Annotated in this window: 20 protein-coding genes and 3 tRNA genes; 15 read left to right on the forward strand and 8 right to left on the reverse strand. The window is 61.8% G+C overall.

Features of this window, described 5'->3' with window-relative positions; translation table 11 throughout:
- Positions 1 to 144: 144 nt before the first annotated feature.
- A complete protein-coding gene (locus tag D8M21_RS01060; RefSeq protein WP_048683048.1) occupies positions 145 to 2,628 on the reverse strand; it encodes an MMPL family transporter in 2,484 nt (827 codons plus the stop codon).
- A 29-nt stretch (positions 2,629 to 2,657) separates the two neighbouring features.
- Positions 2,658 to 3,380 (reverse strand): TetR/AcrR family transcriptional regulator, encoded by a 723-nt coding sequence (locus tag D8M21_RS01065; protein WP_161800292.1) that lies wholly within the window; start codon positions 3,378 to 3,380, stop codon positions 2,658 to 2,660.
- Between the two features lie 157 nt (positions 3,381 to 3,537).
- Here D8M21_RS01065 and D8M21_RS01070 point away from each other — a divergent pair, with 157 nt between their 5' ends.
- The 3 genes from D8M21_RS01070 (at position 3,538) to D8M21_RS01080 (ending at position 6,718) form a co-directional block, all read left to right on the forward strand.
- Complete coding sequence (locus D8M21_RS01070) at positions 3,538 to 4,239, forward strand: demethylmenaquinone methyltransferase (protein ID WP_174229707.1); 702 nt, start codon at positions 3,538 to 3,540, stop codon at positions 4,237 to 4,239.
- 4 nt (positions 4,240 to 4,243) lie between these two features.
- Positions 4,244 to 5,578 (forward strand): NAD(P)/FAD-dependent oxidoreductase, encoded by a 1,335-nt coding sequence (locus tag D8M21_RS01075; protein ID WP_048683045.1) that lies wholly within the window; start codon positions 4,244 to 4,246, stop codon positions 5,576 to 5,578.
- A gap of 111 nt (positions 5,579 to 5,689) precedes the next feature.
- Positions 5,690 to 6,718 carry a polyprenyl synthetase family protein gene (locus D8M21_RS01080; protein WP_238650935.1) on the forward strand — a complete coding sequence of 343 codons (1,029 nt, stop codon included), beginning with the start codon at positions 5,690 to 5,692 and terminating at the stop codon, positions 6,716 to 6,718.
- A 134-nt stretch (positions 6,719 to 6,852) separates the two neighbouring features.
- On the opposite strand, the gene D8M21_RS01085 is transcribed toward D8M21_RS01080, so the two are convergent.
- Complete coding sequence (locus D8M21_RS01085) at positions 6,853 to 8,265, reverse strand: DUF6882 domain-containing protein (RefSeq protein ID WP_048683038.1); 1,413 nt, start codon at positions 8,263 to 8,265, stop codon at positions 6,853 to 6,855.
- 114 nt (positions 8,266 to 8,379) lie between these two features.
- On the opposite strand from D8M21_RS01085, the gene D8M21_RS01090 reads away from it, so the two are divergent.
- Positions 8,380 to 9,858 (forward strand): SseB family protein, encoded by a 1,479-nt coding sequence (locus tag D8M21_RS01090; protein WP_082156879.1) that lies wholly within the window; start codon positions 8,380 to 8,382, stop codon positions 9,856 to 9,858.
- Between the two features lie 109 nt (positions 9,859 to 9,967).
- On the opposite strand, the gene D8M21_RS01095 is transcribed toward D8M21_RS01090, so the two are convergent.
- Together D8M21_RS01095 and D8M21_RS01100 are read right to left on the reverse strand one after the other, a co-directional pair.
- Complete coding sequence (locus D8M21_RS01095) at positions 9,968 to 11,467, reverse strand: catalase (RefSeq protein ID WP_048683034.1); 1,500 nt, start codon at positions 11,465 to 11,467, stop codon at positions 9,968 to 9,970.
- A 50-nt stretch (positions 11,468 to 11,517) separates the two neighbouring features.
- The gene (locus D8M21_RS01100) at positions 11,518 to 12,072 is read right to left on the reverse strand and encodes a Fur family transcriptional regulator (protein WP_446720488.1); all 555 of its coding nucleotides are present in this window, start codon (positions 12,070 to 12,072) and stop codon (positions 11,518 to 11,520) included.
- Between the two features lie 241 nt (positions 12,073 to 12,313).
- Between D8M21_RS01100 and htpX the strand changes: the two genes are divergently transcribed.
- Positions 12,314 to 13,210, forward strand: coding sequence for a zinc metalloprotease HtpX (gene htpX / locus D8M21_RS01105; RefSeq protein ID WP_048683031.1), 897 nt, complete (start codon positions 12,314 to 12,316; stop codon positions 13,208 to 13,210).
- Between the two features lie 108 nt (positions 13,211 to 13,318).
- Here htpX and D8M21_RS01110 read toward each other — a convergent pair whose 3' ends face one another.
- A complete protein-coding gene (locus tag D8M21_RS01110; RefSeq protein ID WP_048683029.1) occupies positions 13,319 to 13,810 on the reverse strand; it encodes a YajQ family cyclic di-GMP-binding protein in 492 nt (163 codons plus the stop codon).
- Positions 13,811 to 13,995: 185 nt separating this feature from the next.
- On the opposite strand from D8M21_RS01110, the gene D8M21_RS01115 reads away from it, so the two are divergent.
- From D8M21_RS01115 to trxA, 3 genes are all read left to right on the forward strand, one after another.
- Positions 13,996 to 14,313: a hypothetical protein gene (locus tag D8M21_RS01115; RefSeq protein ID WP_048683027.1), complete on the forward strand. Its 318-nt coding sequence runs from the start codon at positions 13,996 to 13,998 to the stop codon at positions 14,311 to 14,313.
- Between the two features lie 149 nt (positions 14,314 to 14,462).
- Positions 14,463 to 14,544, forward strand: a tRNA-Tyr gene (locus tag D8M21_RS01120).
- Between the two features lie 147 nt (positions 14,545 to 14,691).
- On the forward strand, positions 14,692 to 15,099 hold the full coding sequence (trxA, locus tag D8M21_RS01125) for a thioredoxin (protein WP_048683024.1): 408 nt from the start codon (positions 14,692 to 14,694) through the stop codon (positions 15,097 to 15,099).
- A gap of 42 nt (positions 15,100 to 15,141) precedes the next feature.
- On the opposite strand, the gene D8M21_RS01130 is transcribed toward trxA, so the two are convergent.
- Positions 15,142 to 16,143 carry a DNA-3-methyladenine glycosylase family protein gene (locus D8M21_RS01130; RefSeq protein ID WP_053090028.1) on the reverse strand — a complete coding sequence of 334 codons (1,002 nt, stop codon included), beginning with the start codon at positions 16,141 to 16,143 and terminating at the stop codon, positions 15,142 to 15,144.
- A gap of 204 nt (positions 16,144 to 16,347) precedes the next feature.
- Between D8M21_RS01130 and D8M21_RS01135 the strand changes: the two genes are divergently transcribed.
- The 4 genes from D8M21_RS01135 to D8M21_RS01150 all read left to right on the forward strand — a co-directional run bounded on the left by D8M21_RS01135 (position 16,348) and on the right by D8M21_RS01150 (position 20,529).
- On the forward strand, positions 16,348 to 17,796 hold the full coding sequence (locus D8M21_RS01135) for a DUF2079 domain-containing protein (RefSeq protein WP_161970363.1): 1,449 nt from the start codon (positions 16,348 to 16,350) through the stop codon (positions 17,794 to 17,796).
- 348 nt (positions 17,797 to 18,144) lie between these two features.
- Complete coding sequence (locus tag D8M21_RS01140; protein ID WP_342342966.1) at positions 18,145 to 20,061, forward strand: DEAD/DEAH box helicase; 1,917 nt, start codon at positions 18,145 to 18,147, stop codon at positions 20,059 to 20,061.
- 268 nt (positions 20,062 to 20,329) lie between these two features.
- Positions 20,330 to 20,401: transfer RNA gene (locus D8M21_RS01145), tRNA-Thr, on the forward strand.
- A 54-nt stretch (positions 20,402 to 20,455) separates the two neighbouring features.
- Positions 20,456 to 20,529, forward strand: a tRNA-Met gene (locus D8M21_RS01150).
- 180 nt (positions 20,530 to 20,709) lie between these two features.
- On the opposite strand, the gene D8M21_RS01155 is transcribed toward D8M21_RS01150, so the two are convergent.
- Positions 20,710 to 20,898: a hypothetical protein gene (locus D8M21_RS01155; protein ID WP_082156876.1), complete on the reverse strand. Its 189-nt coding sequence runs from the start codon at positions 20,896 to 20,898 to the stop codon at positions 20,710 to 20,712.
- A 157-nt stretch (positions 20,899 to 21,055) separates the two neighbouring features.
- Here D8M21_RS01155 and D8M21_RS01160 point away from each other — a divergent pair, with 157 nt between their 5' ends.
- The 3 genes from D8M21_RS01160 to D8M21_RS01170 all read left to right on the forward strand — a co-directional run bounded on the left by D8M21_RS01160 (position 21,056) and on the right by D8M21_RS01170 (position 23,212).
- The gene (locus tag D8M21_RS01160; RefSeq protein WP_048683019.1) at positions 21,056 to 21,514 is read left to right on the forward strand and encodes an FAS1-like dehydratase domain-containing protein; all 459 of its coding nucleotides are present in this window, start codon (positions 21,056 to 21,058) and stop codon (positions 21,512 to 21,514) included.
- A gap of 2 nt (positions 21,515 to 21,516) precedes the next feature.
- Entirely contained in the window at positions 21,517 to 21,978 is a 462-nt protein-coding gene (locus tag D8M21_RS01165) for a MaoC family dehydratase (protein WP_048683017.1), read from the forward strand.
- A gap of 148 nt (positions 21,979 to 22,126) precedes the next feature.
- Positions 22,127 to 23,212, forward strand: coding sequence for a UDP-N-acetylmuramate dehydrogenase (locus D8M21_RS01170; protein WP_048683081.1), 1,086 nt, complete (start codon positions 22,127 to 22,129; stop codon positions 23,210 to 23,212).
- Positions 23,213 to 23,387 lie beyond the last annotated feature (175 nt).

Below are 23,387 nucleotides of genomic sequence, written 5' to 3' on the forward strand. Positions count from 1 at the left end.
AAGTTCCCTTACGGCGCCTCTGTGACGCGCTGGGGGCGGAGTGTGACGATCGGACGCGGTGACCCGCCGTGAGGAGCCTTAACGCGCGCAGCGCACCGGTCGAATACACGATCGGTGCGCTGCGTCTGGCGTCTGCTGAGGCGCTTACTCTTGCTCGAGCGAGGACCCCTCGACGTCGACGTTCGGGAGGATCTTGTCGATCCAACGCGGCAACCACCAGGACTTCTCGCCCAGCAGGTACATGACCGCCGGGATCAGGGTGAGTCGCACGACGAAGGCATCGAAGAGGACACCCGCGGTCAGTCCGAATCCGATCGAGGCGATCATCGCCTGCCCGCTAAACACGAAGCCGAGGAACACACCCGACATGATCAGGGCGGCTGCAACGACCACCTTCGAACTGTGGTTGTACCCGATGATCACGGACTTCTTGCCTCCGCGACCGTCGCTGTAAGCCTCGCGCATCGCGGATACCAAGAACACCTGATAGTCCATGGCCAAGCCGAAGAGGATTCCGACGGCGAGGATGGGCAGGAAGCTCAGGATGGGTCCAGGCTCATTGACACCGAAGAGCTGACCCAGCCAGCCCCACTGGAACACCGCCACCGTGGCACCGAAGGCGGCCAGCAGCGAGAACAGGAAGCCCACGGTCGCCGTGATCGGGACCAGAATCGAACGGAACACCAGAATCAGCACCAGCAAGGACAGCCCGATGACCACGGCCAAGTACAGCGGCAAGACCTCGAAGAGGTTCTCGGAAATGTCGATATTCATGGCCGACTGGCCCGCAACGCCGAAGCTGACGTCGCCCTCCTGGGTGTGAACCTTGAGATCACGGAGGTTATTGACCAGCTGCGTGGTGGATTCATCGTTGGGGCCGCCATCAGGCACGATCTGGTACATCAGCATGCTGTTGTCCTTGGAGATCGCCGCCGGGACCACCGTCTTGACGTCGTCCTGCTTCTGGAGTTCCTGACCCACCTCGATCTGGAGCGCCTTGGCTTGGTCGGCGGTTGTTCCCTGGGGGAGGTCCGCGGCCGTCACCATGGTGCTGTTGCGACCGGCGCCGAAGGCCTGCTCGATGGTCTTGTAGCTCTTATACGCTCCCGAATCGGGGCTCGAGCTCGTGGCATCGGGCAGTCCGAGGCGCATCTGAGTCATGGGGAGAGCCACGATCGCCAGGATCGCCACGGAAGCGATCGTGGTGATGACCGGGTGCTTGGTGACGAACTTCAGCCACCCGTGAGGAGTGGACTCGTGCTCGAGGTTGGCCCGGTGAGCTCGGTCCTGCAACTCCCCGCTGTTCACGAGGTCTTCCTGCTCGGCCTTTTCGCGAAGCTCGGCCCGACGCTGGATGGTTTTCCATCGCTTCTTGGTCATGATGCGTCGGCCGACAAGGCCCAGCATGGCCGGTGTCATGGTGACCGCCACGAGTACAGCGAGGAACACTGCCATCGCGGCGACGTTACCCATGACGGCCAAGAAGGGAATCCCGGCGATATTGAGCGCCAACAACGCAATGATCACGGTGGCTCCGGCGAATACGACGGCGTTGCCGCTCGTGCCCGTGGCCAAAGCGATCGAGGTCTTCATGTCCATGCCCCGCACGAGATTATTGCGGTGCCGATTGATGATGAACAGCGAGTAGTCGATGCCGACGGCCAAGCCGAGCATCATGCCCAAGGTTGGGGTTGCCGAGTTCATCTCGACGGCGCCGGACAGTGCGTAGGTGGCCAACATCGCCGATCCGACGCCGACAAGGGCCATGAGGATCGGAAGGCCCGCCGCGATGAACGTGCCCATCATGATCATCAGGATCACGAAGGCGACGACGATTCCGGCGGCCTCGCCGACGCCACCGGGCATTGGCTGACCTTCAAGGTTCTGATCGAACTGGATGTCGAGGCCCTTGAGGTCGGCGTCGGACAAGTCCGAGCGGACCTTCGACAAGGTGTCGGGGGAGACCGAATTGATGTCGTTTTTGAAACTAATTTGGGCAATAGTCGTGGAGCCGTCATCCGAGATGGAGGAGTAGCCGCTGGACATGTCCATCTTGGACTTGTTCTGCTCGTATTCGGTTTTCTTGGTGTTGAACTCGTCCTTCTTTTTGTCGAGTTCGCCCTGCTTGGCGTCGATCTCCTGAGTCGCTTGTGCGGGAGCATTCGGGGGAAGCTTCGATCGGGCGTCGTCGATCTGCTTCTGGGCGTCATCCAATTGCTTCTGACCGGCGTCGATCTGAGGCTTGGCTTGATTCAATTGATTCTTGCCGTCGTCAAGCTGCTTTTGCTGGGCAAAGGGGTCGGTGGTCGAGTCGACGCCGTCTTCCTTGCCAACCTTTTGCAGTGCAGAGGCCAGAGCCTTCTGCTGATCTGCCGTGATGGCTTTACCATCAGGGTTCTTGACGACAGCCTGGCCGGTTCCAGCATTGGCGTTGAGGTCGAATTTATCGCTGAGTTGGTCCTGAAGCTGCTGAGACTTTGTTCCAGGGATGGTGACGTTGGAGCTGAGGTCGCCCTTGAAAGCGGCGAAGGCGCCGCCCAAGGCCAGCAGGATCACGATCCAGATGCTGATGATCACCCAGGCCTTGCGGGCGGCAAAGCCGCCGATGCGGTACAGAATTTTTGCCATGATGTCTCTCGTTAATAGGGTGGGCGGTTCTAGATGCGAGGTCTGCCGAGGGCAACATGATCGAAGGCCCAGAAGAGGTCTTCTTTCAAAGAATCCAGCGACAACCGGCCCTCAAGAGGGTTGTCCTGGAGATTAGTGCGCAGTGCGAAGCTGTCAGCCGGGGCGGGCATGGCCTCCTGGTCGAAAAACCCCAGACGGTACAACCCGTGGAGCAGGCCGAAGGCAATGCTGGTCGTCAAATTGTGGACGTACATTTGCACCGCAACACCCTGCGCCGAGCCGAGGGACGGGTATTTGCCCATGAGGTCCTCCACGAGCTGTCTCGAGACGTCGGCCAAGGTCAACAGGATGTGTTGCCCGAGCAGGTCGAGCATTTCCGCGCTGAGGCAAATCGATAATCGCAAGAAACCCGCGAACAATTCGTCTGCCTCGGGATGGTTGAAGCTCTCCCGAAACTTTTGGTCGATGGCGTGCGGCAGCTCGGCTAGCGAGATCCCGGCCGGGATGTCCGGTTGGTTGAGGAGACGCGTGAGATACGAGGTGACGCGTGCCAGCACGACGTCGTCGAGGTTGGCGAAATGGTTGAACACCGATCGCTCCGAGGTTCCGGCACGTTCGGCCAGATTTTTGGACCTCAGGGCCTCGAGCCCTTCTTCCACCACGATGTACTCGGCCGCATCGAGGATTGCTTGTCGTGTCGCCTCACGGCGCGCATGGCGGCGATCCCCGCTGGGTGGTGGCATCAAGCTCATATATTTACAGTAATTGCAAATTCTTTGGCGGTGCAACGACAGAAAGTGTGGGGTTGACCACTTCATGGCCATGAGTCGACGGAATTTCGGGTGAACGGGGGAAGTCAACCCACGTCCGGCACCCAGGAAACGGGAGGTCGCGGGAGGGTCTGACAGAATGGACATCGTGAACCGAGCTGATCTTGATAAGAAGTCCGAGGAAGTCTCCGCGATGTTCGACGGGGTCGCACCGAAGTATGACCTCATGAACACCTTGTTGTCCCTGGGACAAGACAGGGGTTGGCGTCGCGCGACGGTGGAGGCCGTCGAGCCTCACGAGGGGCAGCGCATCCTGGATGTCGCCGCCGGAACCGGGGCTTCGGCCGTTCCGTATCAGAAGGCCGGGCTCGACGTCGTCGCCGCGGACCTTTCCGAGGGGATGCTCGCGGAGGGGCGTCGTCGGCATCCTGGCATCCACTTCGTGCGTGCGGACGTCACGGACCTCCCGTTTGACGACGAGGAATTCGACGCCGTCACCATCTCCTTCGGAATTCGAAACGTTGCCGAATATCCCCAAGCATTGCGTGAGCTTCATCGCGTGACCAAGCCGGGTGGGCGGATCGTCGTCTGCGAGTTCTCTAACCCCACGTGGCCCTTGTTCCGCAGGGTGTACCAGGAGTACCTGGTCAAGGCCCTGCCGGTGGCCGCGGGCCTCTTTTCCTCGAACCCCGAGTCATACTCTTACTTGGCGGAAACCATTCAGTCCTGGCCCGGACAGGAAGCGTTCGCTGCCGCGATCTCCGATGCCGGATGGCAGGACGTCAAGTACCGGAATCTCACCGGTGGGATCGTGGCATTGCACCGAGGCTTCAAGGCTTAGACGCATGAGAATACTCGTCGTCGGCGCCGGACCCGCTGGGGCCACGGCCGCCTCTTGGCTCGCCCGCTCAGGGCACGAGGTCACCGTTCTTGAGAAGACGCGGTTTCCCCGCGAAAAGGTGTGCGGGGACGGCCTCACGCCCCTGGCCGTTCGCGAAATGAACCTCTTGGGCCTGCCTCACGGAACGGATCAGGGGTACCACCGTCAGAAGGGTCTTCGGCTTCGGGCCGCAGGGACGAGCCTCGACGTACCCTTCGAGTCTGCGGGTGATGTCCCGGGCTATGGACTCGTGCGCACTCGTCTCGGTTTCGATCAAGAACTCGCCGAGCATGCACGGGCCCAAGGCGCGGAAGTACTCGAAGGTCACTCGGTTCAGGAAGTCATCCGGGCCTCCGAGGTGGATTCCGCGATCACCGACCTGCCCCGTGCCGTCATGGCCGATCCGGACCGCATCATCGGCGTCCGGGCGCGCCTGAATGACCACCGCGGCCGTCGAACGGACGAGACGCGAGAGTTTTATGCTGAACTCGTCCTCGCCGCCGATGGCAATTCGTCGCGAGCGGCGGTTACGGCCGGTCTGAGCAAACGGGACGACCGCCCCATGGGTGTTGCCGTCCGAGCGTATTACGACTCCTCGCTGGGAGACCTCGAATGGATGGAAGGCTGGCTCGAGCTCCAGGGCGGTCGGCAGGGACCCTCGGGACGCCCCGAATTATTGCCGGGGTATGGCTGGATTTTTGGTGTCGGCGACGGCACCGCGAATGTTGGCTTGGGAATCCTCAATACCTCCGAACAGTTTGGTTCCCTGGACTATCGTCAGGTCCTCGCGGAATGGACCGCGGGCATGCCAGAGGAATGGACCCTCGACGTCGATCACCGGAGCGGGAAAGTCCTGGGTGCCGCATTGCCCATGGCCTTCAACCGGACACCGCACTACATTCCCGGCCTCATGCTGTTGGGCGATGCCGCTGGGCTCGTGTCGCCCTTCAACGGTGAGGGTATTGCCAACGCGATGCGCTCCGCCAGAATCGCGTCCGACGTCGTCGACCAGGCAGCCTCCGCGAACGGCCCGTTGCAACGGGAAGTGAAGCTCAACGAGTACCCCGACATCGTGCGAGACCTCTGGGGGTCCCATTTCACGCTCGGGCGCGCGTGCGCAGAGTTGATCGGGCACCCCGTCTTGATGCGTGCGTCGGTCTCCTTGGGCATGGCCTGGCCGCGGTTGATGAAGATCGTGGTAGGCCTGATGGCGGACATGACTCCAGAGGAACCCCGCACCCTCGCCGACCGCGCGATTCACGTGCTCGAACGCCTCACCCCGGCGACGCCCACGCGATAACACCTCGAGCCACCACGGCCTTTGGCCCCGAGAAGAAACGGTTAGTGTTAACCTGTGACCGATACACAGCCTGGACAGCCCGATGAACGGACCCAGTACCGCCCGACGGCGATTGCCGCCGAGGCCGAGGGACTGCGCCTTCCCAAAGGATTTGACCTCATCGCCGAGGACCCTGAACTCGGCCCCCGGATCCTTCAGGGCCTGTCGGACGTCGAGGATCGCCTGAGCGAGGCCCTTCGGTACACCGATGCCTTGGCCGACGTCGCGGCCCGCCACCTCATGGAAGCTGGCGGCAAGCGGGTCCGCCCGTTGCTGACGCTTTTGGCGGCGGAGATTTCCGGCGGCATTAATGCGTCGGTGATCGATGCGGCCGTCGTCACGGAGCTGACCCATCTGGCCACCCTGTATCACGACGACGTCATGGACGACGCCACTAAACGTCGCGGAACCGACGCGGCCCACACGATTTGGGGAAATTCCGTCGCGATCCTCACCGGCGACCTGATTTTTTCCCGGGCATCCTTAATGGTTTCGGAGCTGGGTTCGCGGGCCTTGATGACCCAGGCCAAGACCTTCGAGCGTCTCGTCCTGGGGCAGCTCTACGAAACCGCGGGTGCAGCGGCCGATGAAGATCAGCTCGCGCATTACATCAAGGTGATCGAAGGCAAAACGGGCTCGCTGATTTCCGCCGCCTGCGAGTACGGTTCGCATTTGGCCGGGGCCGAAGAGGCGACGATTCAGACGATGGTCCGCTACGGCGAGCTCGTCGGTGTGGCCTTCCAGCTCGCCGACGACGTCATCGACATCACCGCCACGCACCAGGCTTCCGGGAAGACGCCAGGAACCGATCTTCGGGAAGGCGTACCGACGCTGCCCAGCATCCTGGTTCGGCAATCTGCACGCGACGGCGACGAGGAAGCACGTCGCGTTGTCGAGCTGATGGATCGAGACCTCAGCTCAGACCAGGCGCTGACGGAAGCCGTGGAAGCCTTGTCGGCCCATCGCGTCACGCGCATGGCCTGGGATATTGCCTACCGCTGGGCGGACGATGCCGTGGAAACTCTGGCGTCCCTTCCGAATTCGACCGTGAAGTCGGCGCTCGCCTCCTTTGCCCAAGCTGTGGTGCACCGGGAGTCTTAAAACTTTCGCCGGGCCGTGCCGCCGGCGATGCCAGGTTCACGACAAAAACTGCGGGCCACGATCCTCACCGTGAGGATCGTGGCCCGCAGTTTTTTTGGGCGACGCGGCGGCCGCCGGGGACCGCAGGGTCGGAGTTACAGCCCGAAGAAGCGGCTGAAGAAGCCCTTCTTCTTGGAGCCGTCCTCGGCACGAGCGGCCTCGCGTTCGGCGGCCTCTTCCTGCTCGGACACCGGCTCTGCGTAAGGCGCTTCGTCCCGCTGAGGGGTGCGCTGGCCGGCGGCCGTGGCCCCGGTGGAACGCTCGTCGCGCCCGGGACGGGACGTGCCGGAACGCTCTCCCTCGGCCTGCTGCTCCGCGCGGAGACGCTCCAATGCAGTACGCCGATCCTCGTGAGTCTCCTCCTCGGACTCGATCGGGGCCGTGTACTCTTCGACGATCGGGTGCTGATCCGTGACGGCCTCGTCCGGTCCCGAAACGGTCGCGTCGGCAGCGGGGGCCTGCGCCGGGACATCCGCGGCGGGCACGTGCTCTTCGCGGGTTTTCTCGGTCTGACCCGACTCTTCGGCCTCGTCCGGTACCACATGCATCGACACGATGCCGGGCTCGGCGTCGTGGCGTGGCTCCTGATCGAACGGGGCGTTGCCGCCGTCGGCGTGGGCACGTTCAACGCCTTCGGTCTGCTCAATCGGCTGACCGGACTGCTCCGTCAGCGCCGCTTCGGTCGCCGCGACGCGTCGTGCTTCGGCTTCTTCGCGGGCGCGTCGCTGCTGTTCGGCCTCACGGTGGGCGATGGCCAGAGCACGAGTGGCATCCTCACGCGATGCCGCACGGTGCTTCTGCGCATCTTGGGCGGCTCGCGCGAGCTCACGCTGGTCCACCACGGGTTCGGCCGGTTCGATGCCCGAGATGCGGTGCTCATCGAACCACAGGCGCAAGGCGCCGTCGGTCGCGGTAATGACGGCGCAGGCTTCAGTGTCCCAGGAAATGTGGGCTCCGCGGAGGCGCGCGTACGAATCGACGGCCCGCTGATGGTGGACGGCCGTATCGGTCTGCAACGCCTGAGCCATCACTCGGCCCATCCGGTTGACCGTGGGCTCGGGAAGTTCGAGTTGAGGCCCGTCCACCAAGAGCCAGGCGCGGACGCCGCCACCGGCGGTGGCCGGGTAGTGAGCAAAGAGGCCGGTCGCAGCCTTGGCGGCCAACGTCAGACGGCGGGCCAGTCCCTCGGAGAGCACGAGCTCATCCGTTGTGAGTTCCTGCACGCCGAGGCTCTCGCCGGCCTCACGAGCCTGCACGGCAGCCGTCACGACCTCATCCGGGAAATGTCCCAGTTCCTGCCAGGACCAGATCCACGATCCACGCTGTTCCGATTCGGTGCCCAACAGCGAAGGGCTCAGCGAAACGGAGGGGTCAGACTTCAGGGTGAAAGACGGGGCGGAGAAGTCCACGGACCAATCGGAATCACCGGTCAGCTCGGCCAAGCGAGCCTGATACTCGGTGGAGATGAAAAGGGCTTCGTCAATCAGATCCTGGAGAGTTTTCGTCATGATGCCAGGCTAGCAAGTAAACGCCGGTACCGCGGCGTCCACTGTGTAGGCTCGAAACGAACACGATGCCACAGCGATGGCCCATGAGGCCCACCGACCAGCGGAGGATCACCTATGCCGAGCACACCCCACAGAACACCCGTGGAAGAATTGCCCGAGACGGAGCGCCAGAGCCGCAGCGGCAGCGCGGTCAACCGCCTGGGCCACTGGCTTTTGTCCTCTACCACCACGGAACCCGGCTGGGACCAACTGATTGGTGATTTCAAGCCCGCTCCTCAGCAGCCGGGCGCCTACCTGGCGAGAATTACCGAGATACGAGGAGAGCGAGAACTGACCGGCGCGACCGGTGTGGTGTCCCAAGAATCCTCCGTGGTCCCGGTCCTCGAGGAATTGCGTCGCTCCACCTATACGCGAGATTCCGGAGCTTGGCTTTCGGCAAGCCTCATCATTCAGGCCGAGGGCTGGCCCGAACCGGCATACCAGGTCGGATCGGACCTCAACTTTGACGAAGAGCCGGAACTGTGGGCCCAAGAAGCTCCGCTCACCGGTGAGGACCTCGTCGCGGATTGGGAGGTCTTCCCGAGGCAGCGATTCACCATGCCGTCCTGGATGCGAGAGCGCACCGAAGGTATCCGAGGCGCGTTGAAAGCTAGAAGCGAGACCCAAGGGCACACGGAACCGACGGCCGCGACCAGCTCCATGGCAGCGGTTTCGGCCGCCGACGCCGGTGCAGACGCCGCCCGGTCCGCGCCGGAAACACCGTTCGGCACGGCGGAGGTCGACAACGACATCGTCAATCCGGAGGTTTATCGGGCACTATCGCATTTTGGGCGCAAGCCCACCGAACAGACGATCGCCAACGTCGTGCGCACCCTCATGGGAGGCGAAGTTCTGCTCGATATTTCGGGGTCGACCTTCGTGCCGGGACCGAACGGTGAACAGGCCGGACCGGAGTCTCAAATCCGTGTTCAAGCCGTCCTCAACAAGGATGGTCAACGATCGTTGGCCGTGTACTTGAGCGAGGAGACCGCGCGTCAAGTCATCGCGAATTCGGGCAGAAACCCGGACGAGCTCGTCCTCAGCCGGGAACCTGCGGTCGCCGTCTTGCAGAACTTCGTCAACGACGATTCCCTCACCGACATCATCGTCGAACCGAACGCGGGCCTCTCGTGTCGCATCGAGGGTCCACAGGCCGCATGGGCCATTCAAACGCCGCGGAACGACGCCGCGAAAAACGCCCTCCTCAATGGGAGCATGCAACAGCTCGTGGGGTCCTTCATGGGGCCGGCGGCGGTGCTCCTCCTGGGAATGCGCCACGGCGACCAAGACATGCGTCCGGTTTACGCGCAGCCAGAAGACGGCCGTGACCCGGATACTTTCCTGCTCTTTACCTCCGCCCCCGAAGTTGCGGCGCTGGACCCCCGGCTCGAAGTTCGTTCTGTGAAGGCCGTCGATGCATTGCGATTCGCGGTCGACGCCGGTGCCGCCTACGTCATGATCAACGCTTTAGGCCCGAGCGCACGCCTTCCGATCGCCCAGGTCGAAGAGCTCCTGCAGATCGTCGAGGCCCAAGAGAAGCTGAGCCGCGAGTAATACCTCCCGAGAACGAGGAAGGGCTCCCCACCGAAAACGGTGGGGAGCCCTTCGTGGCTTGACATCGATCCAGGAATCGGGACGTCAGCCGGGGTTCAGCGTGCCGAGATTAGGCGCCGGGAACGTCGTCTCCGGCATTCTCCTGGACGGCCTTCTCGATGCGCTCGCCAACTTCCTGGTCGATGTTCTTCCAGTACTGGATAGCGTTCGAGAGCACCGGCTCCTCGCAGGCGCCCAGCATGCCCGAGACGGTCTTGATGAGACGCTCGCGGGCACCTTCGTCGTAAACCTCGCGGATCAAGGTGTGTGCCTGACCGAAGTCGTCGTCCTCGGAGTGCAAGGAGTAGGCGGCGCGCACGAGCTCGCCGTCGGTCTCCCAGCCGTTTTCGACCGGACCCTGCTCGTCCTGGTACGAACGACCGTACGAGTTCGGCGAGTAGACCGGCGCATTTCCGCTGTGACGGAACTGCATCTGGCCTTCCTTGTCGTAGGAGTTCGTGGACGTGATCGGCGAGTTGACCGGCAGCTGGTTGAAGTTCGTGCCGATACGGTTGCGCTGAGCATCCGGGTACGAGAACACGCGGCCCAGCAACATCTTGTCCGGGGATACGCCCGTTCCGGGAACGGTATTCGAGGGGCTGAAGGCCGCCTGCTCGATTTCCGCGAAGTGGTTGGTCGGATTGTGGTTGAGCGTGAACCGGCCCACGGGGATGCGCGGGTAGTCCTTCTGAGACCACGTCTTGGTCAGGTCGAACGGATTGAAGCGGTAAGTCTTCGCATCCTCGTACGGCATGATCTGAACTTCCATGCGCCATGAGGGGTAATCTCCCCGCTCGATGGCGTCGAAGAGATCCCGGCGGTGGTAGTCGCCGTCGGTTCCGGCCAACTGGTCGGCCTCTTCGTTGGTCATGTTCTCGACGCCCTGCTCCGTCAAGAAGTGGTACTTGATCCAGAACTTCTCGCCGGACTCGTTGACCCACATGTAGGTGTGGGAGGAGTAACCGTTCATGTGGCGCCAGTTGCGGGGCAGGCCACGATCGCCCATGAGGTAGGTGACCTGGTGAGCGGACTCGGGGGAGAGGCTCCAGAAGTCCCACTGCATGTTGGGGCTCCGCAGGCCGGAATCAGGGGTGCGCTTCTGGGAGTGGATGAAGTCCGGGAACTTCATGGGATCGCGGACGAAGAACACGGGGGTGTTGTTGCCCACCATGTCGAAGTTGCCGTCTTCGGTGTAGAACTTCAGGGCGAAACCACGCACGTCACGCCAGGTATCGGGCGAGCCGAGCTCGCCGGCCACGGTGGAGAAACGAGCCAGCATAGGGGTCTTGACACCCTTTTGCAGGAACTTGGCCTTGGTGTACTTGCTGACGTCCTCGGTGATTTCCAGCTCACCGAACGCTCCGGAACCCTTGGCGTGGGGGCTACGCTCCGGGACGCGCTCGCGGTCGAAGCGTGCCAGCTTCTCGACCAGGGCGACGTCGTGAAGCATGAGCGGACCGTCAGTCCCGACGGAGAGCGAGTTAGCGTCGGATTCCCGACGCGCGCCCGACTCTGTGGTCGAAGCCTTCTTGGGATCTGTGGAGCTCTGGCTCGAAACGAACTCAGTCATCGTTGATCTCCTTCTACTTTGTGTGTGCTCGTGCTGTGTTGACGCCAGACTCAACGGGGGGCGAGTCCGGACACTTGGGGTGGAGCGGTGGTTTTCGCCCGCTCGGTGGACTCCTCAGAGTCCTCGGCATGGGCCTGCTGTTGGCAGGCGGCGCACAGCCCACGGAAGACGACGTCGGCGGCGATGATCGTCATGCCGTGAGATTCACTCGGAGTGAGGCAGGGTGCCTCACCCAAGGCGCAGTCGACGTCTTCAACCCGGCCGCATCCGATACAGAGTGCGTGATGGTGATTGTCCGTCGTGCGGGTCTCATAGAGCGCCGGCGTGTTCGGGGGCTGGAATTTGCGCAACATCTCGATCTCCGTGAGATCGGCCAGGACCACATAGACGGACTGAACCGTGATGTTGGGGAGGTCTTTGCGGACGAACGTCACGATGTCCTCGGCGGGTGAGTGCTGATGTTGATGCACCGCGGTGAGGACTGCGAGACGCTGCCGAGTAACCCTTCGCCCGTGGGCCCGGAGCTCGCCCGACCACCGCGCATGCAGAGACTCAAGGGACTCGCCCATGAGCTCCTGAGAGGTGTCTGGCTGAACCAATGTCATGTGCACCACTATATAGTTATTCTGAGTGGTTCACAATAAGAAGTTCCTGTGGATATCGTGTGAGCCGTGTTCACCCAGGTCAGAAGGATTTTCGAGGGCATACACAGCCTTCACCGATGAAATCGCAATCGTTTCGTGATGGCCAGTGCTTTACAGTTGAAGCATCTTGTCTAGTCGGCAGGCCGACAGTCCTCAAGAAACGTGCGCCGCAACCGCGGCTACGCAAGGAGATCCACCGCTTATGCACTCACACTTCAACGGGATTAAGACCGCCCTCCTCATGGGTGGCATGTTTGCCGTTTTGTTGGCCGTCGGCGGTGTGCTGTCGGCGGGCAGCCGTAGCAGCATCTTTATTTGGGTATTTGCTATTGGCGGCCTCATCGCCACCGGGGTGAGCTACTGGAACAGCGACAAAATCGCGATCGCCTCAATGCAAGCCCGGGCCGTGAGTCGGGAAGAGGCTCCCGGTATGTACCGCATCGTCGAGGAGCTTTCGGCCAAGGCAGGCCAGCCCATGCCTCGGCTGTTCATCGCACCGACGATGTCGCCCAACGCCTTTGCGACGGGGCGTAACCCGAATCATGCGGCCGTGTGCTGTACGGAGGGCATTCTGCAGCTCTTGAATGAGCGGGAATTGCGGGGTGTCTTGGGGCACGAACTGATGCACGTCTACAACCGGGACATCTTGACGTCGTCCATTTCTGCCGCGATTGCGGGAGTGATCACGTCGGTTGCCCAATTCATGATGTTCTTCGGTGGCGCCTTTGGCGGTCGCGACGAACGCGGCGGAAATCCGATTGCGGCCATCTTGATGGCTTTGCTCGCGCCGTTGGCAGCTACCATCATCCAGCTCGCCGTCAGTAGAACTCGCGAATACGACGCCGATGAAGACGGTGCGAAACTCACGGATGACCCGCTGGCGCTCGCCTCGGCCTTGCGCAAGTTGCAGCAGGGGACCCAGCAAGCTCCCATGAATCCCGAGAATCAGAAGACGGTCAACACGGCCCACATGATGATCGCGAATCCTTTCCGCGCGGCGCAGGCAAAGAACCTCTTCTCGACCCACCCACCCATGGAAAAGCGCATCGCGCGTTTGGAGAATATGGCGGGATACGGGGGCAACGCTCCTCGCCGCTGAGGCCCGAACGGGCTTCCGAAGCCCATACCGATTCGTCCACGAAAAGTCCCGCCCCCTCCGTCAGGAGAGGGCGGGACTTTGGCGTTGAGCTCTTTGACTCGACGAGGTTTAGCGGTAATTCACAAACTGCAGATCCACCTCGAGGTCGGAAGATTTGAGCATCGACATGACGGCCTGGAGGTCGTCGCGGGACTTGGACGACACGCGAAGTTCGTCGCCTTGAATGACGGCTTTGACGCCCTTGGGGCCTTCGTCGCGGATCATCTTGGAGATCTTCTTGGCCTGGTCCTGCGCGATGCCTTCCTTGATGGAGGACTCGATGCGATATTCCTTGCCCGAGGCGTACGGGTCTCCGGCGTCGAGAGATTTGAGGGAGATTCCACGCTTGACGAGCTTGGATTCGAAGACATCCAGCACGGCTTTGGCCCTCTCCTCGGAATTGGCCTTGATCATGATCTTCTCGCCGGAGAATTCGATGGAGGCGCCGACGCCGCGGAAATCGTAGCGTTGAGAGACTTCTTTGGCCGCCTGGTTGAGAGCGTTGGAAACTTCCTGGGAATCGACCTTGCTGACGATGTCGAACGAGGATTCGCTGGCCATGTGGGCTCCTGTCGAAGGGGAAAAGATGGAACTGATGTTGCCCACTAGCTTAAGGCACGCTGGACCCAAGTTCCGCGGCGGAGCGGATGAATGGGGTCGGTATGTGGACACAATCGGCCGAATCGTTATGGAATCGTCACGTATTTCTGCACCTCTTCACAGCTGGAGGTTGAAGACTAGGAACCATGAAAACTTCCCCAGCACGAAGTAGCCGACCGAACGCACCGCGCCGATTTCCGGTAGGGGACCGCCCTTCGCTGGGTTACCTCTATCGTGCCCCGGTCCACACCGCGATTCCCAGGTATGCGCCTTCCTCCGTCGGAGGGAGCGAAACGTGCGAGCGGCTCGTCGAGCCCTCGCTGGTGCAGCGTTTCGAAGGGGTTCGAGAAGACCTGGAGGCCTCCCGGGAACGCGGTGAAATTACGGAGGATCAGCTCACCAAATTTCTGGCTCGCTTGGAGGTGCGCCTCCTCGCCGAGCAACAAGCGGGGGCCTCTGCCTAGGTTCCTACGTCAGGAATTATGCGGTTCGTCACAAACCTCACCAGGGGGCGGCGTCGGTTTGTGTATCTCGAAGATCTTTGGGTACTGTTGTATCCGCTCCCGTTGCCGGGGGCGTTGTTCTGTCAGGGTCTCTGACCTGCGGAACGCTCGGCAGATTACCCGAGCGGCCAAAGGGGGCTGACTGTAAATCAGCTGGCACTGCCTACGGGGGTTCGAATCCCTCATCTGCCACCGCCGCCATGACGCCGCAAACTCTCTGGAGTTTGCGGCGTCATGCTTTTAAGGCCCGTTCACCTGCCGGTTCTTTGACGATGGCGACGCTGAGCTGTTGGTGAAAGTCTTTGGGCGCCCCCAGGGGCGATCTGTAGTCTCGAGGCCATGTCGACTATTGAACTTACGCAAGAGAACTTGAACGACACCATTGGTCAGAACGACATCGTTCTGGTCGACTTCTGGGCCGAATGGTGCGGTCCGTGCAAGCAGTTTGCCCCGGTGTTTGAGTCCGCCTCGGAAAAGTACGACGACGTCGTCTTCGGCAAGGTGGACACCGAGGATCAGCAGCAACTTGCCGCCGCGGCCGGCATCACGTCGATCCCGACCCTCATGGCGTTCCGCGAGCAGACTTTGGTTTTCGCTCAGCCTGGCGCTTTGAATGGCGGACAGCTCGAGCAGGTCATCGAGGCCGTCAAGGGCTTGGATATGGACGACGTCCGCAAGCAGATCGCTGAAGCCGAAAAGGAAGCCGCGGAAAAGGGTGAATCCGCCACCGATCCCGGTCAGGCTTAACGCTCACACTTCTTAAAGTGACGCCGTCTGGGCGTCACACCACTACCCGGCGAGTGACCGAGGGGCAACCCTTGGTCCTCGCCGGGGTTCGTTAACTCCCGAAACGCCAATGAGGCGCACCACCCGTTGCCGATGGCCCGACCAGGGCGCGAGCAGCTCAAGCATGCGTGCGTCGTCGCCACGGCGGCCTTCCAGGCAGTAACAGACCGCGTGTGCGAGGTGATAGTCGCCGATGCTGATGGCGTCGGGAAGCCCGTGTGACCTTTGCAGGGTCTCCGCGACGGTCCAGGGGCCGATTCCGGGAAGGTTGGCCAGAGCCCGTGCCACGGCCCCAATGGGCGATGTGGCCTCGAGCCGCGCGAGAGCCGGCGCAGCGTCTGCCAAGGCCCGCACGGCGTCGCGACGATGCGCATCGACGCCGGCTTGTCGCCACTGCCAGCTCGGAATATCGAGCCATGTGCGCGGCGTCGGAAATACGCGGAGGTCGCTGGGGAAGGGGAGACCTGCCCGAGGCGGGGGTGGGGGAGGCGTTCCGTGGTGCTTTGTTAATCGTTGCCACGCGCCGATGGCTTCACTGCCGGTGACCCGTTGCTCAAAAATGGCCGAGACACCCTGCTTGAAGACCCATCGTGTGGCGCTCAGCCTGAGTCCCGGGTGGGTCTCACGCGCGTATCGCACTGCATGCGGTAGCTGGGAGTACGACGGCGAATCCAACAGCTCAGACCAGTCGTCGTCGAAGCCTAGAAGTCGCCCCACAGAGCTCATAAAGGCTTCCACCTCCGCCGCGAGATGACCCCACGCGATCACCCTGATGGGTGCTCGGTGGCGAGGAGTCGTATCGGCCGTTTGCTCGAGTAGTGCGGCGACTCCTTCTCCCTCATGCTCACTAATGCGTGCGGTGAGAGCGACCCGGGTCTGCGTCGGGGCAGAACTGATCCGTAGAGTGGGATCGTTGCGACCACGCTGAAGGACCGCGAGGGTGTGTCCGAGATCGACGGCCACGTGCGGTACGAATCGACGCTCGGAGAGATGCACGGCTGACATACCGCCATGCTCTCACGGCCCGACAGCGCCGTAGCGAGCCACGTCGGGACAAGGAAATTCCGGTAGATCCACACCATGATGAACCACAACAACCCACCAGTTTTGACGCCGTCGAGACCGTCACAGAACTCTCGCGACCATGGCGCCTACGCCACGGTCAGTGGGGTGTGTCGAAGTAGTGCGTTCCGAAGCCTTCGGGATGTCGTGCGAAGCCGTGCCACGGGCATAGCCGTACTATTCGGGATTCTGGCGATGGTGCTCTACTCCACGGTGTCGGTGCTTCAATGGCGGCGCATGGTGACGCCGTCCTGGGACTTGGCCATTTTTACGCAACTGGCCAAGGCATACGGGTCGGGAAGCGCACCGATCGTCAATATCAAGGGATACGGCTTTAACCTTCTAGGTGACCATTTTCACCCGATCCTGGTTTTGCTGGGGCCGATATACGCTGTCTGGCCATCTGGATTGACCGTGATGTTGGTCCAGGACGCACTGCTTGCGATCTCCGTCGGCCTCTTCGGCTGGTTTGGTGTCCGTTTCTTGGGAGTCCTGCGAGGAATGGGCTTGGCGCTGGCCTTTGGTTTAAGTTTTGGCGTGATCGAGTCCGTCAGGGTGCAATTCCACGAGGTGGCCTTCGCAATGCCCCTCCTGAGCGCATCCTTGTGTCTGCTGGGGGTCGGAAAACTACGTGCCGCCGTGCTGTGGGCGATCCCGTTGGCCTTCGTCAAGGAAGACATGGGCGTGACGGCGGCGATGATCGGTCTCATGGTCATGTATCGGGCCGCTCGCGGGAGGTCGTCCGAGACATTCCCTGTGAGGCGGCTCGTGAGGAGCCTGGTCCGCGGCGACTCCGCGTGGGGACTATTTCTCGTCGGATGGGGGATTCTCTGGAGTGCCTTGGCAGTCTTCGTCATCGTGCCGTCGCTCAACCCCGAAGGTAGCTTCGATTACGGCGGTTCCGTGAACGTCCTCGGCGCCATCGCCGACCCACTGCAATCCTTCGCTCTCATGCTGTACCCCTGGGCGAAGGCGCAGACCCTCGGCTTACTCCTCGTCACGGGAGCATTGGTGTGCTTGAGGTCGCCGGTGTCGTTCGTGGCTCTACCGACGCTGGTCTGGCGATTTCTCTCGGATCACCCGGGGTATTGGGAACCCACGTGGCATTACAACCTGGTGATCATGCCCGTTCTCATCGCGGCGATATTCGACGCGGCGTTGCGTGCTCGGGCCGATGCGCCGGGGAGATGGCGCGGCGGCGTCGAGCGTATGACGTCCTGGGGACCGGTTTTGGCGGGTGTCATGGCCCTGGTTCTGGTGCCAACGTCGTCGTTGTTACCCACGCTGCAAGGCGACGATGGGCCAAGCCAGCATGTTGTTCAGGCGGAATCTCGGGCCATGGAGCGAATCCCCTCAGCGGCGAGCGTGTCGAGCGATTTGACCAGCCTGGCGTATTTGGTGCCTCACCATGATGTTCGGTGGATGGGTACACCGGGGGATCCCGCACCCGACTACGTGATCTTGAACCTTGAGGGGAATACCTGGAACGGTGCGCCTCCGCGGGATCCAACCGCTTTCGCGAAGGACCACCTCGGGCTCGAATACAGGGAAGTGTTCCGGGAAGACGGTGTGGTGGTCATGTCCCAATTCCGGTGAGCGATGCGTCACCCCGTGGCGTGAATCCGAGAACCATGCGGTAATGTGGAAGTCATTACCGGGATTCCCCGTTTTGTGCCGAGTCAGTCCTGAACTTCGAAGGACCCGGCCGTTGCATGACGTGTAATAGCTCGCCGCAGCGCACACCTCACCCACCGGTTTGAGCCGACATTTTGGATCGGCCGGCCGTCAATGACCCACTACTTCGGATCATGAGGTGCGCCCATAGGAGGAACACGCGGATCTGAAATATTCAGAGGGTGTTCGCGGGCAGATTCAACAGGGGATAATCCGGCCGCCGTTCAGAAAGAACGGTGCGAGAACCCCAACACACATAAGGACTCATTGGTGACTGAAACCAACCAGACCCTGCCCGAAAACACCTCGACCGCAGCAGCGGAGTCCGAGGACAACTCCCTGAAATTCACCGATCTCGGCCTCGATGCGCGCGTTCTTGCGTCGCTCGAGAAGGTCGGTTACGAAAAGCCTTCACCGATTCAGGCCGAAACCATCCCGTTGCTGCTCGAAGGGCGCGACGTCGTGGGCTTGGCTCAAACCGGTACCGGCAAGACCGCGGCATTCGCGGTTCCGGCCCTGTCCCACTTGGCCGAACTCTCTGACGTTCACGGTCCCAGCAAGAACACTCAGGTTCTCGTGCTGGCTCCGACTCGTGAGCTCGCCCTGCAGGTTGGCGAGGCCTTCTCCTCCTATGCGAGTGAAATGCCGAACTTCACCGTTTTGCCCGTCTACGGCGGATCGCCCTATGGCCCGCAGCTGGCTGGCTTGCGCCGTGGCGCGCAGGTCGTCGTCGGAACCCCGGGCCGCGTGATCGACCACCTCAAGCGTGGATCCCTGGATCTTTCTCACCTCCAGCACCTCGTGCTCGACGAGGCCGACGAAATGCTCCGTATGGGCTTCGCCGACGACGTCGAGCAGATTCTGGCCGAAACTCCCGGTGATAAGCAGGTGGCCCTCTTCTCGGCGACCATGCCTCGCACGATCCGCAAGCTCGCGGAACAGTACCTGAACGATCCGGTTGAGGTGAAGGTCGAATCCAAGACGACGACCGCCTCGAATATTCGCCAGCGGTACATGCAGGTCATGCATTCTCACAAGCTGGATGCCATGACTCGCGTCCTTGAGGTGGAGGACTACGACGGCGTGATCGCCTTCGTCCGCACCAAGAGGGAAACCGAGGAGCTTGCGGACAAGCTGAAGGCCCGTGGTTACCAGGCCGCGGCCATCAACGGCGACATTCCCCAGAATCAGCGTGAGCGTACGGTGGAATCCTTGCGCGACGGCCGAGTGGACATTCTCGTCGCCACCGACGTCGCCGCTCGCGGTTTGGACGTTGAGCGCATCAGCCTCGTCGTGAACTTCGATATTCCTCACGACACCGAGTCCTACGTGCACCGCATTGGTCGTACGGGCCGTGCCGGTCGTGCCGGAGAGGCGATTCTGTTCATGACGCCGCGGGAAAAGCACATGCTGCGCCAGATCGAGAAGGCCACGCGCCAGAAGGTCGAGCAGATGGCTATGCCGACCGCCGACGACGTCAACGCGAATCGTTTGGAACGCTTCGCCGAACAGATCACGACGACCATTGAGTCCGAGGACCTTACCGTGTTCAAGGAGCTCGTCGAGAAGTACGTGGAAGAGCATGATGTCCCGGCCGAGGACGTCGCAGCTGCGATTGCACTCATCGCTCAGAATGGTCGCCCGTTCCTGGTCGAAGAGCTTCCGAATAAGGGTGCAGGGCGCGGTCGCGGTCGTGACGATCGTGGCGGCAAGAACGAACGCGGCGGACGCCGCGGTAGCGACGAAGGCCTGACCACCTACAAGATTCAGGTGGGTCACGACCAGCGTGTCTCTCCGGGCTCCATCGTGGGTGCCTTGACCAACGAAGGCGGCCTCGACGGCTCTCAGGTGGGCAACATCGACATTCGCGGCGGATTCTCCTTGGTGGACCTCCCCGAGAACATCAACCTGAACGATCTGCGCAATATCCAGATCAACGGCAACAGCATCGACATTGCTCCGGACCGCGGTGGCAACTCTCGTGGCGGCGGCAACCGTGGCGGCGGCCGCGGTGGATTCCGCGGAGATCGCGGCGGTTTCCGCGGTCGCCGGGATGACCGCGGTGGTCGTGATGACCGCGGGGGATACCGTGGTGGCCGTGGCGGTGGACGTAACGATCGCGGAGGTTACCGTGATGACCGCGGTGGCGGCCGTGGTGGCTTCCGTAAGGGCGGATACCGAGACTAATAGCGACGACCTACACGAGCGCGTTGCCCCTTCGGGTATAGCGGTGAGCTAAAGGGCCTCTGTGGGGGTTTGAGCTGTGCCGCACGGCGCGGTTTTGGGTGGTGCTGAGATCAGGCGGGGAAGGGCCAAGAAGGTCCCTCCCCGCCTGATCTGTTTCTGGCGCGGAGTGGACGAGGTGAGGGCCGGGCAGAGGTGACATCGTGTGGCGAGAAACACTGGCTCCTCAATTTGTGTAAGCCTTGAGGCGACGGTAAAGTTATATGTCGTTGCCCCGATAGCTCAGTGGTAGAGCGCCATCTTGGTAAGATGGAGGTCCCGGGATCGATTCCCGGTCGGGGCTCTCATGGTGAGGGCCTGCGTGGAGCACATGCTTCACGCGGGCGCTTTCATGTCTGGCGGTGTAGCTCAGCTGGTTAGAGCGCACGACTCATAATCGTGAGGTCGACGGATCGAGCCCGTCCACCGCTACAAGAACCCCTGTTTGACGAGGTAGAACCTGTCAGGCGGGGGTATTTTTGTGCGCTGGAGAGCTGCGAATTCCACTGGGTATACGTCCGGCAGCGCCCCTCAACTCGCCGTAGCGCGGTTCCAGGGTTTTCCTTCCGTTCGACGATGGGTGAACGTCACCTCCACCGCCGTCGGGGATGCCTAGCGTCGACGTCGATCCCTCTGTGATGTGTCGTCCTTGCCGAACACTCCCACGGCTACCCACGCCAGAGCCACCAGGGCACCTCCGATAACTGCGTAACCCCGTGGAGGAACCTCAAAGGCCGCAAAGCCTACGCCGTAGAAAATGCTGATAGCTAGGGCGATGAAGGACAGATATTTTCGGTTCATGGGACCAGTCTGACACTCTCGGGTGTGAACTGCACCATAATCACTACTGGTGACAAGCGAGGTCTTCGGTGTGGGCGGAGTCCCGGTAGAGTTGGCCGAGGCATAGCGGCTCTCGTTCGCACGCTGACGGGAGTCCAACGATGGCACGAGGAGAAGCATGTCTGAAACGACGGGCATAGCCGAAGACCTGCAAGGACGCACCTATACGGGTGCTCCGGTCTATTCGGTGTCCCGAGAGAAAATTCGAGAATTCGCGAATGCAGTCAAGGCACAGTCTCGGGCGCATTTTGATTTAGAAGCCGCCCAAGGACTCGGATACTCGGACCTGGTGGCCCCGGTGACTTTCGCGATTATCGTCAGCCAGGCGGCCGATGCGGAGTTCATACAGGACCCGACGGCAGGTATCGATTTCACCCGGGTGGTGCACGCGGACCAGCGTTTCACTCATCATCGGCCGATCGTTGCCGGTGATGAGCTCTCCACGACCGTTCACGTCGATTCCGTACGGACCATGGGAGCTGGAGCCTTGGTAACAACTCGCGAGGAAATCGTCGATCAACGCGGCGGGCCGGTTTCGACCGCCGTATCGTCCCTCCTGGTGAGGGGTGAGGAGTAGACATGCAGCATCCCACTCTTGAGTCCCTGGAAAAAGGGCAGGTGATCGGTCGTCGCGAGATCCCCGTGACTCGCGCAGATTTGGTCCGCTATGCCGGAGCCAGCGGAGATTTCAATCCCATCCACTGGAATGAGCGGTTCGCGACGGCCGTTGGGCTGCCCGGCGTCATCGCTCACGGAATGTTCACCATGGGCGCGGCCGTGCAACTCGTTGAGGAATGGGTTGGAGACCCCGGACGCGTCGTCGACTATCAAACACGCTTTACGAAGCCCGTTCCGGTACCTGATGCAGACGGCGCCCAAGGCCCAGACCACGGCGGAAACGTCATCACGGTCGAGGGAAAAATTGGTGCCATAAACGCGGAGGAATCGACCGTGCGTGTCGACTTGGCCGTTTCTGCCCCCGATGCTGAGGGCACCTCGCAGAAGGTGTTGGTTAAAGCTCAAGCTGTCGTGCGGTTGTGACCTGCGATGGGTCGCTCACGATTCCTATCGCGGAGCGACCCATGCTGGGGTCCGGTGTCAGGCACGTCTATCGCTCAGAGCAGGTTCTTCGCTCGTCACGGCGGCACCCAACGCATTCTGAGTATTGCTCCCGGGTAGAATGGCCTGCGTGACTGAGACCCTTTTGAGCGAATTGACGACCATCGGCGTCGGCGGCCCGGCCCGCCGCTATGTGCACGCAGGCAGCGAGGAAGAAATCGTCGATGCCGTGCGTGCGGCCGACGAACGCGGCGAACCCGTGCTTCTCTTGGGCGGCGGATCGAATCTCGTCGTCTCCGACGAAGGGTTCGACGGCACTGTTATTCATGTTGCCTCTCGCGGGATGTCGCTCGAGGACCACGGCGAATTCGTGATCCTGACTGCGGCCGCCGGAGAAATATGGGACGACGTCGTTCGCTACACCGTCGAGCAGGGCCTGACTGGGCTCGAAACCCTCTCCGGTATCCCAGGGACGGCGGGAGCCACCCCCGTGCAAAACGTGGGAGCGTACGGCACTGAAATCTCTCAGCACTTTGAATCCGCTCTCGTTTACGATCGCAAGACGGCCGAGACCACGACATTTCGCGGCGACGACCTCGACTTCGCGTACCGCGACTCCCTGTTGAAAAGGGAAATTCACGGCGGTTCACCCAGATACGTCGTCTTGTCCGTGCGCTTCCGGGTCGAACGCGACCGTCAATCCCAACCCATCCGGTACGCCGAGCTGGCTCGTCGATTGGGTGTTGATGTAGGTGAACGGGCCGAGGCCGAGACCGTCCGTCAAACGGTTCTGGGACTGCGTTCGGGGAAGGGAATGGTCTTGGACCGTTCCGACCGCGACACGTACAGTACCGGGTCGTTCTTCACGAACCCCATCATTCCCACGAGCGAGCAATCTCGGGTTCCCGAGGACGCCCCACGTTACCCGGTGCTGGATCCGCACGGGGAGGTGGACCCCTCCAAGATCAAGCTCTCGGCCGCGTGGTTGATTCAGCACGCAGGCTTCGACAAGGGTTTCGGCTTGGAGGGCGAGGCACGGAAGCTCGCCGGTGGACGCGTGAGCCTCTCGACCAAACACACCCTGGCCGTGACGAACCGTGGGGGAGGCACCGCAGACGACGTTCTCGCGATTGCCCGTGCGGTGCGCGACGGCGTACGCGAGGAATTCGGCGTCACCTTGGAAGCCGAACCGGTCATCATGGGATTGTCCCTCTGACCCAGATTGTCGGGAAACGACCAGGTTTCACTGTCAAACTCGGACCACCGAGGTTGCGTTCATCGCATTCCCCGTGATCGGTAGATCGGCGTCGGTAAACTGAGGAGTGTGGCGGGCGGGTCTCGCCTGGCTTGTGGGGGAGCCGAAGATCCCTCATCGGAACCCACCTCGGAGA

Origin of the sequence: Kocuria sp. HSID16901 (assembly GCF_003989425.1) — a bacterium.
Classification (GTDB): domain Bacteria; phylum Actinomycetota; class Actinomycetes; order Actinomycetales; family Micrococcaceae; genus Rothia; species Rothia massiliensis.

Coding starts and splice junctions, on each gene's coding strand:
- D8M21_RS01110 (WP_048683029.1), bottom strand. CDS start 13,810: ATGGCCAGCGAATCCTCGTTCGACATCGTCAGCAAGGTCGATTCCCAG.
- D8M21_RS01130 (WP_053090028.1), bottom strand. CDS start 16,143: ATGTCAGCCGTGCATCTCTCCGAGCGTCGATTCGTACCGCACGTGGCC.
- D8M21_RS01100 (WP_446720488.1), bottom strand. CDS start 12,072: ATGACATTGGTTCAGCCAGACACCTCTCAGGAGCTCATGGGCGAGTCC.
- D8M21_RS01115 (WP_048683027.1), top strand. CDS start 13,996: ATGAAAACTTCCCCAGCACGAAGTAGCCGACCGAACGCACCGCGCCGA.
- D8M21_RS01070 (WP_174229707.1), top strand. CDS start 3,538: ATGGACATCGTGAACCGAGCTGATCTTGATAAGAAGTCCGAGGAAGTC.
- D8M21_RS01090 (WP_082156879.1), top strand. CDS start 8,380: ATGCCGAGCACACCCCACAGAACACCCGTGGAAGAATTGCCCGAGACG.
- D8M21_RS01065 (WP_161800292.1), bottom strand. CDS start 3,380: ATGAGCTTGATGCCACCACCCAGCGGGGATCGCCGCCATGCGCGCCGT.
- D8M21_RS01060 (WP_048683048.1), bottom strand. CDS start 2,628: ATGGCAAAAATTCTGTACCGCATCGGCGGCTTTGCCGCCCGCAAGGCC.
- D8M21_RS01095 (WP_048683034.1), bottom strand. CDS start 11,467: ATGACTGAGTTCGTTTCGAGCCAGAGCTCCACAGATCCCAAGAAGGCT.
- D8M21_RS01165 (WP_048683017.1), top strand. CDS start 21,517: ATGCAGCATCCCACTCTTGAGTCCCTGGAAAAAGGGCAGGTGATCGGT.
- trxA (WP_048683024.1), top strand. CDS start 14,692: ATGTCGACTATTGAACTTACGCAAGAGAACTTGAACGACACCATTGGT.
- D8M21_RS01155 (WP_082156876.1), bottom strand. CDS start 20,898: ATGAACCGAAAATATCTGTCCTTCATCGCCCTAGCTATCAGCATTTTC.
- htpX (WP_048683031.1), top strand. CDS start 12,314: ATGCACTCACACTTCAACGGGATTAAGACCGCCCTCCTCATGGGTGGC.
- D8M21_RS01085 (WP_048683038.1), bottom strand. CDS start 8,265: ATGACGAAAACTCTCCAGGATCTGATTGACGAAGCCCTTTTCATCTCC.
- D8M21_RS01075 (WP_048683045.1), top strand. CDS start 4,244: ATGAGAATACTCGTCGTCGGCGCCGGACCCGCTGGGGCCACGGCCGCC.
- D8M21_RS01160 (WP_048683019.1), top strand. CDS start 21,056: ATGTCTGAAACGACGGGCATAGCCGAAGACCTGCAAGGACGCACCTAT.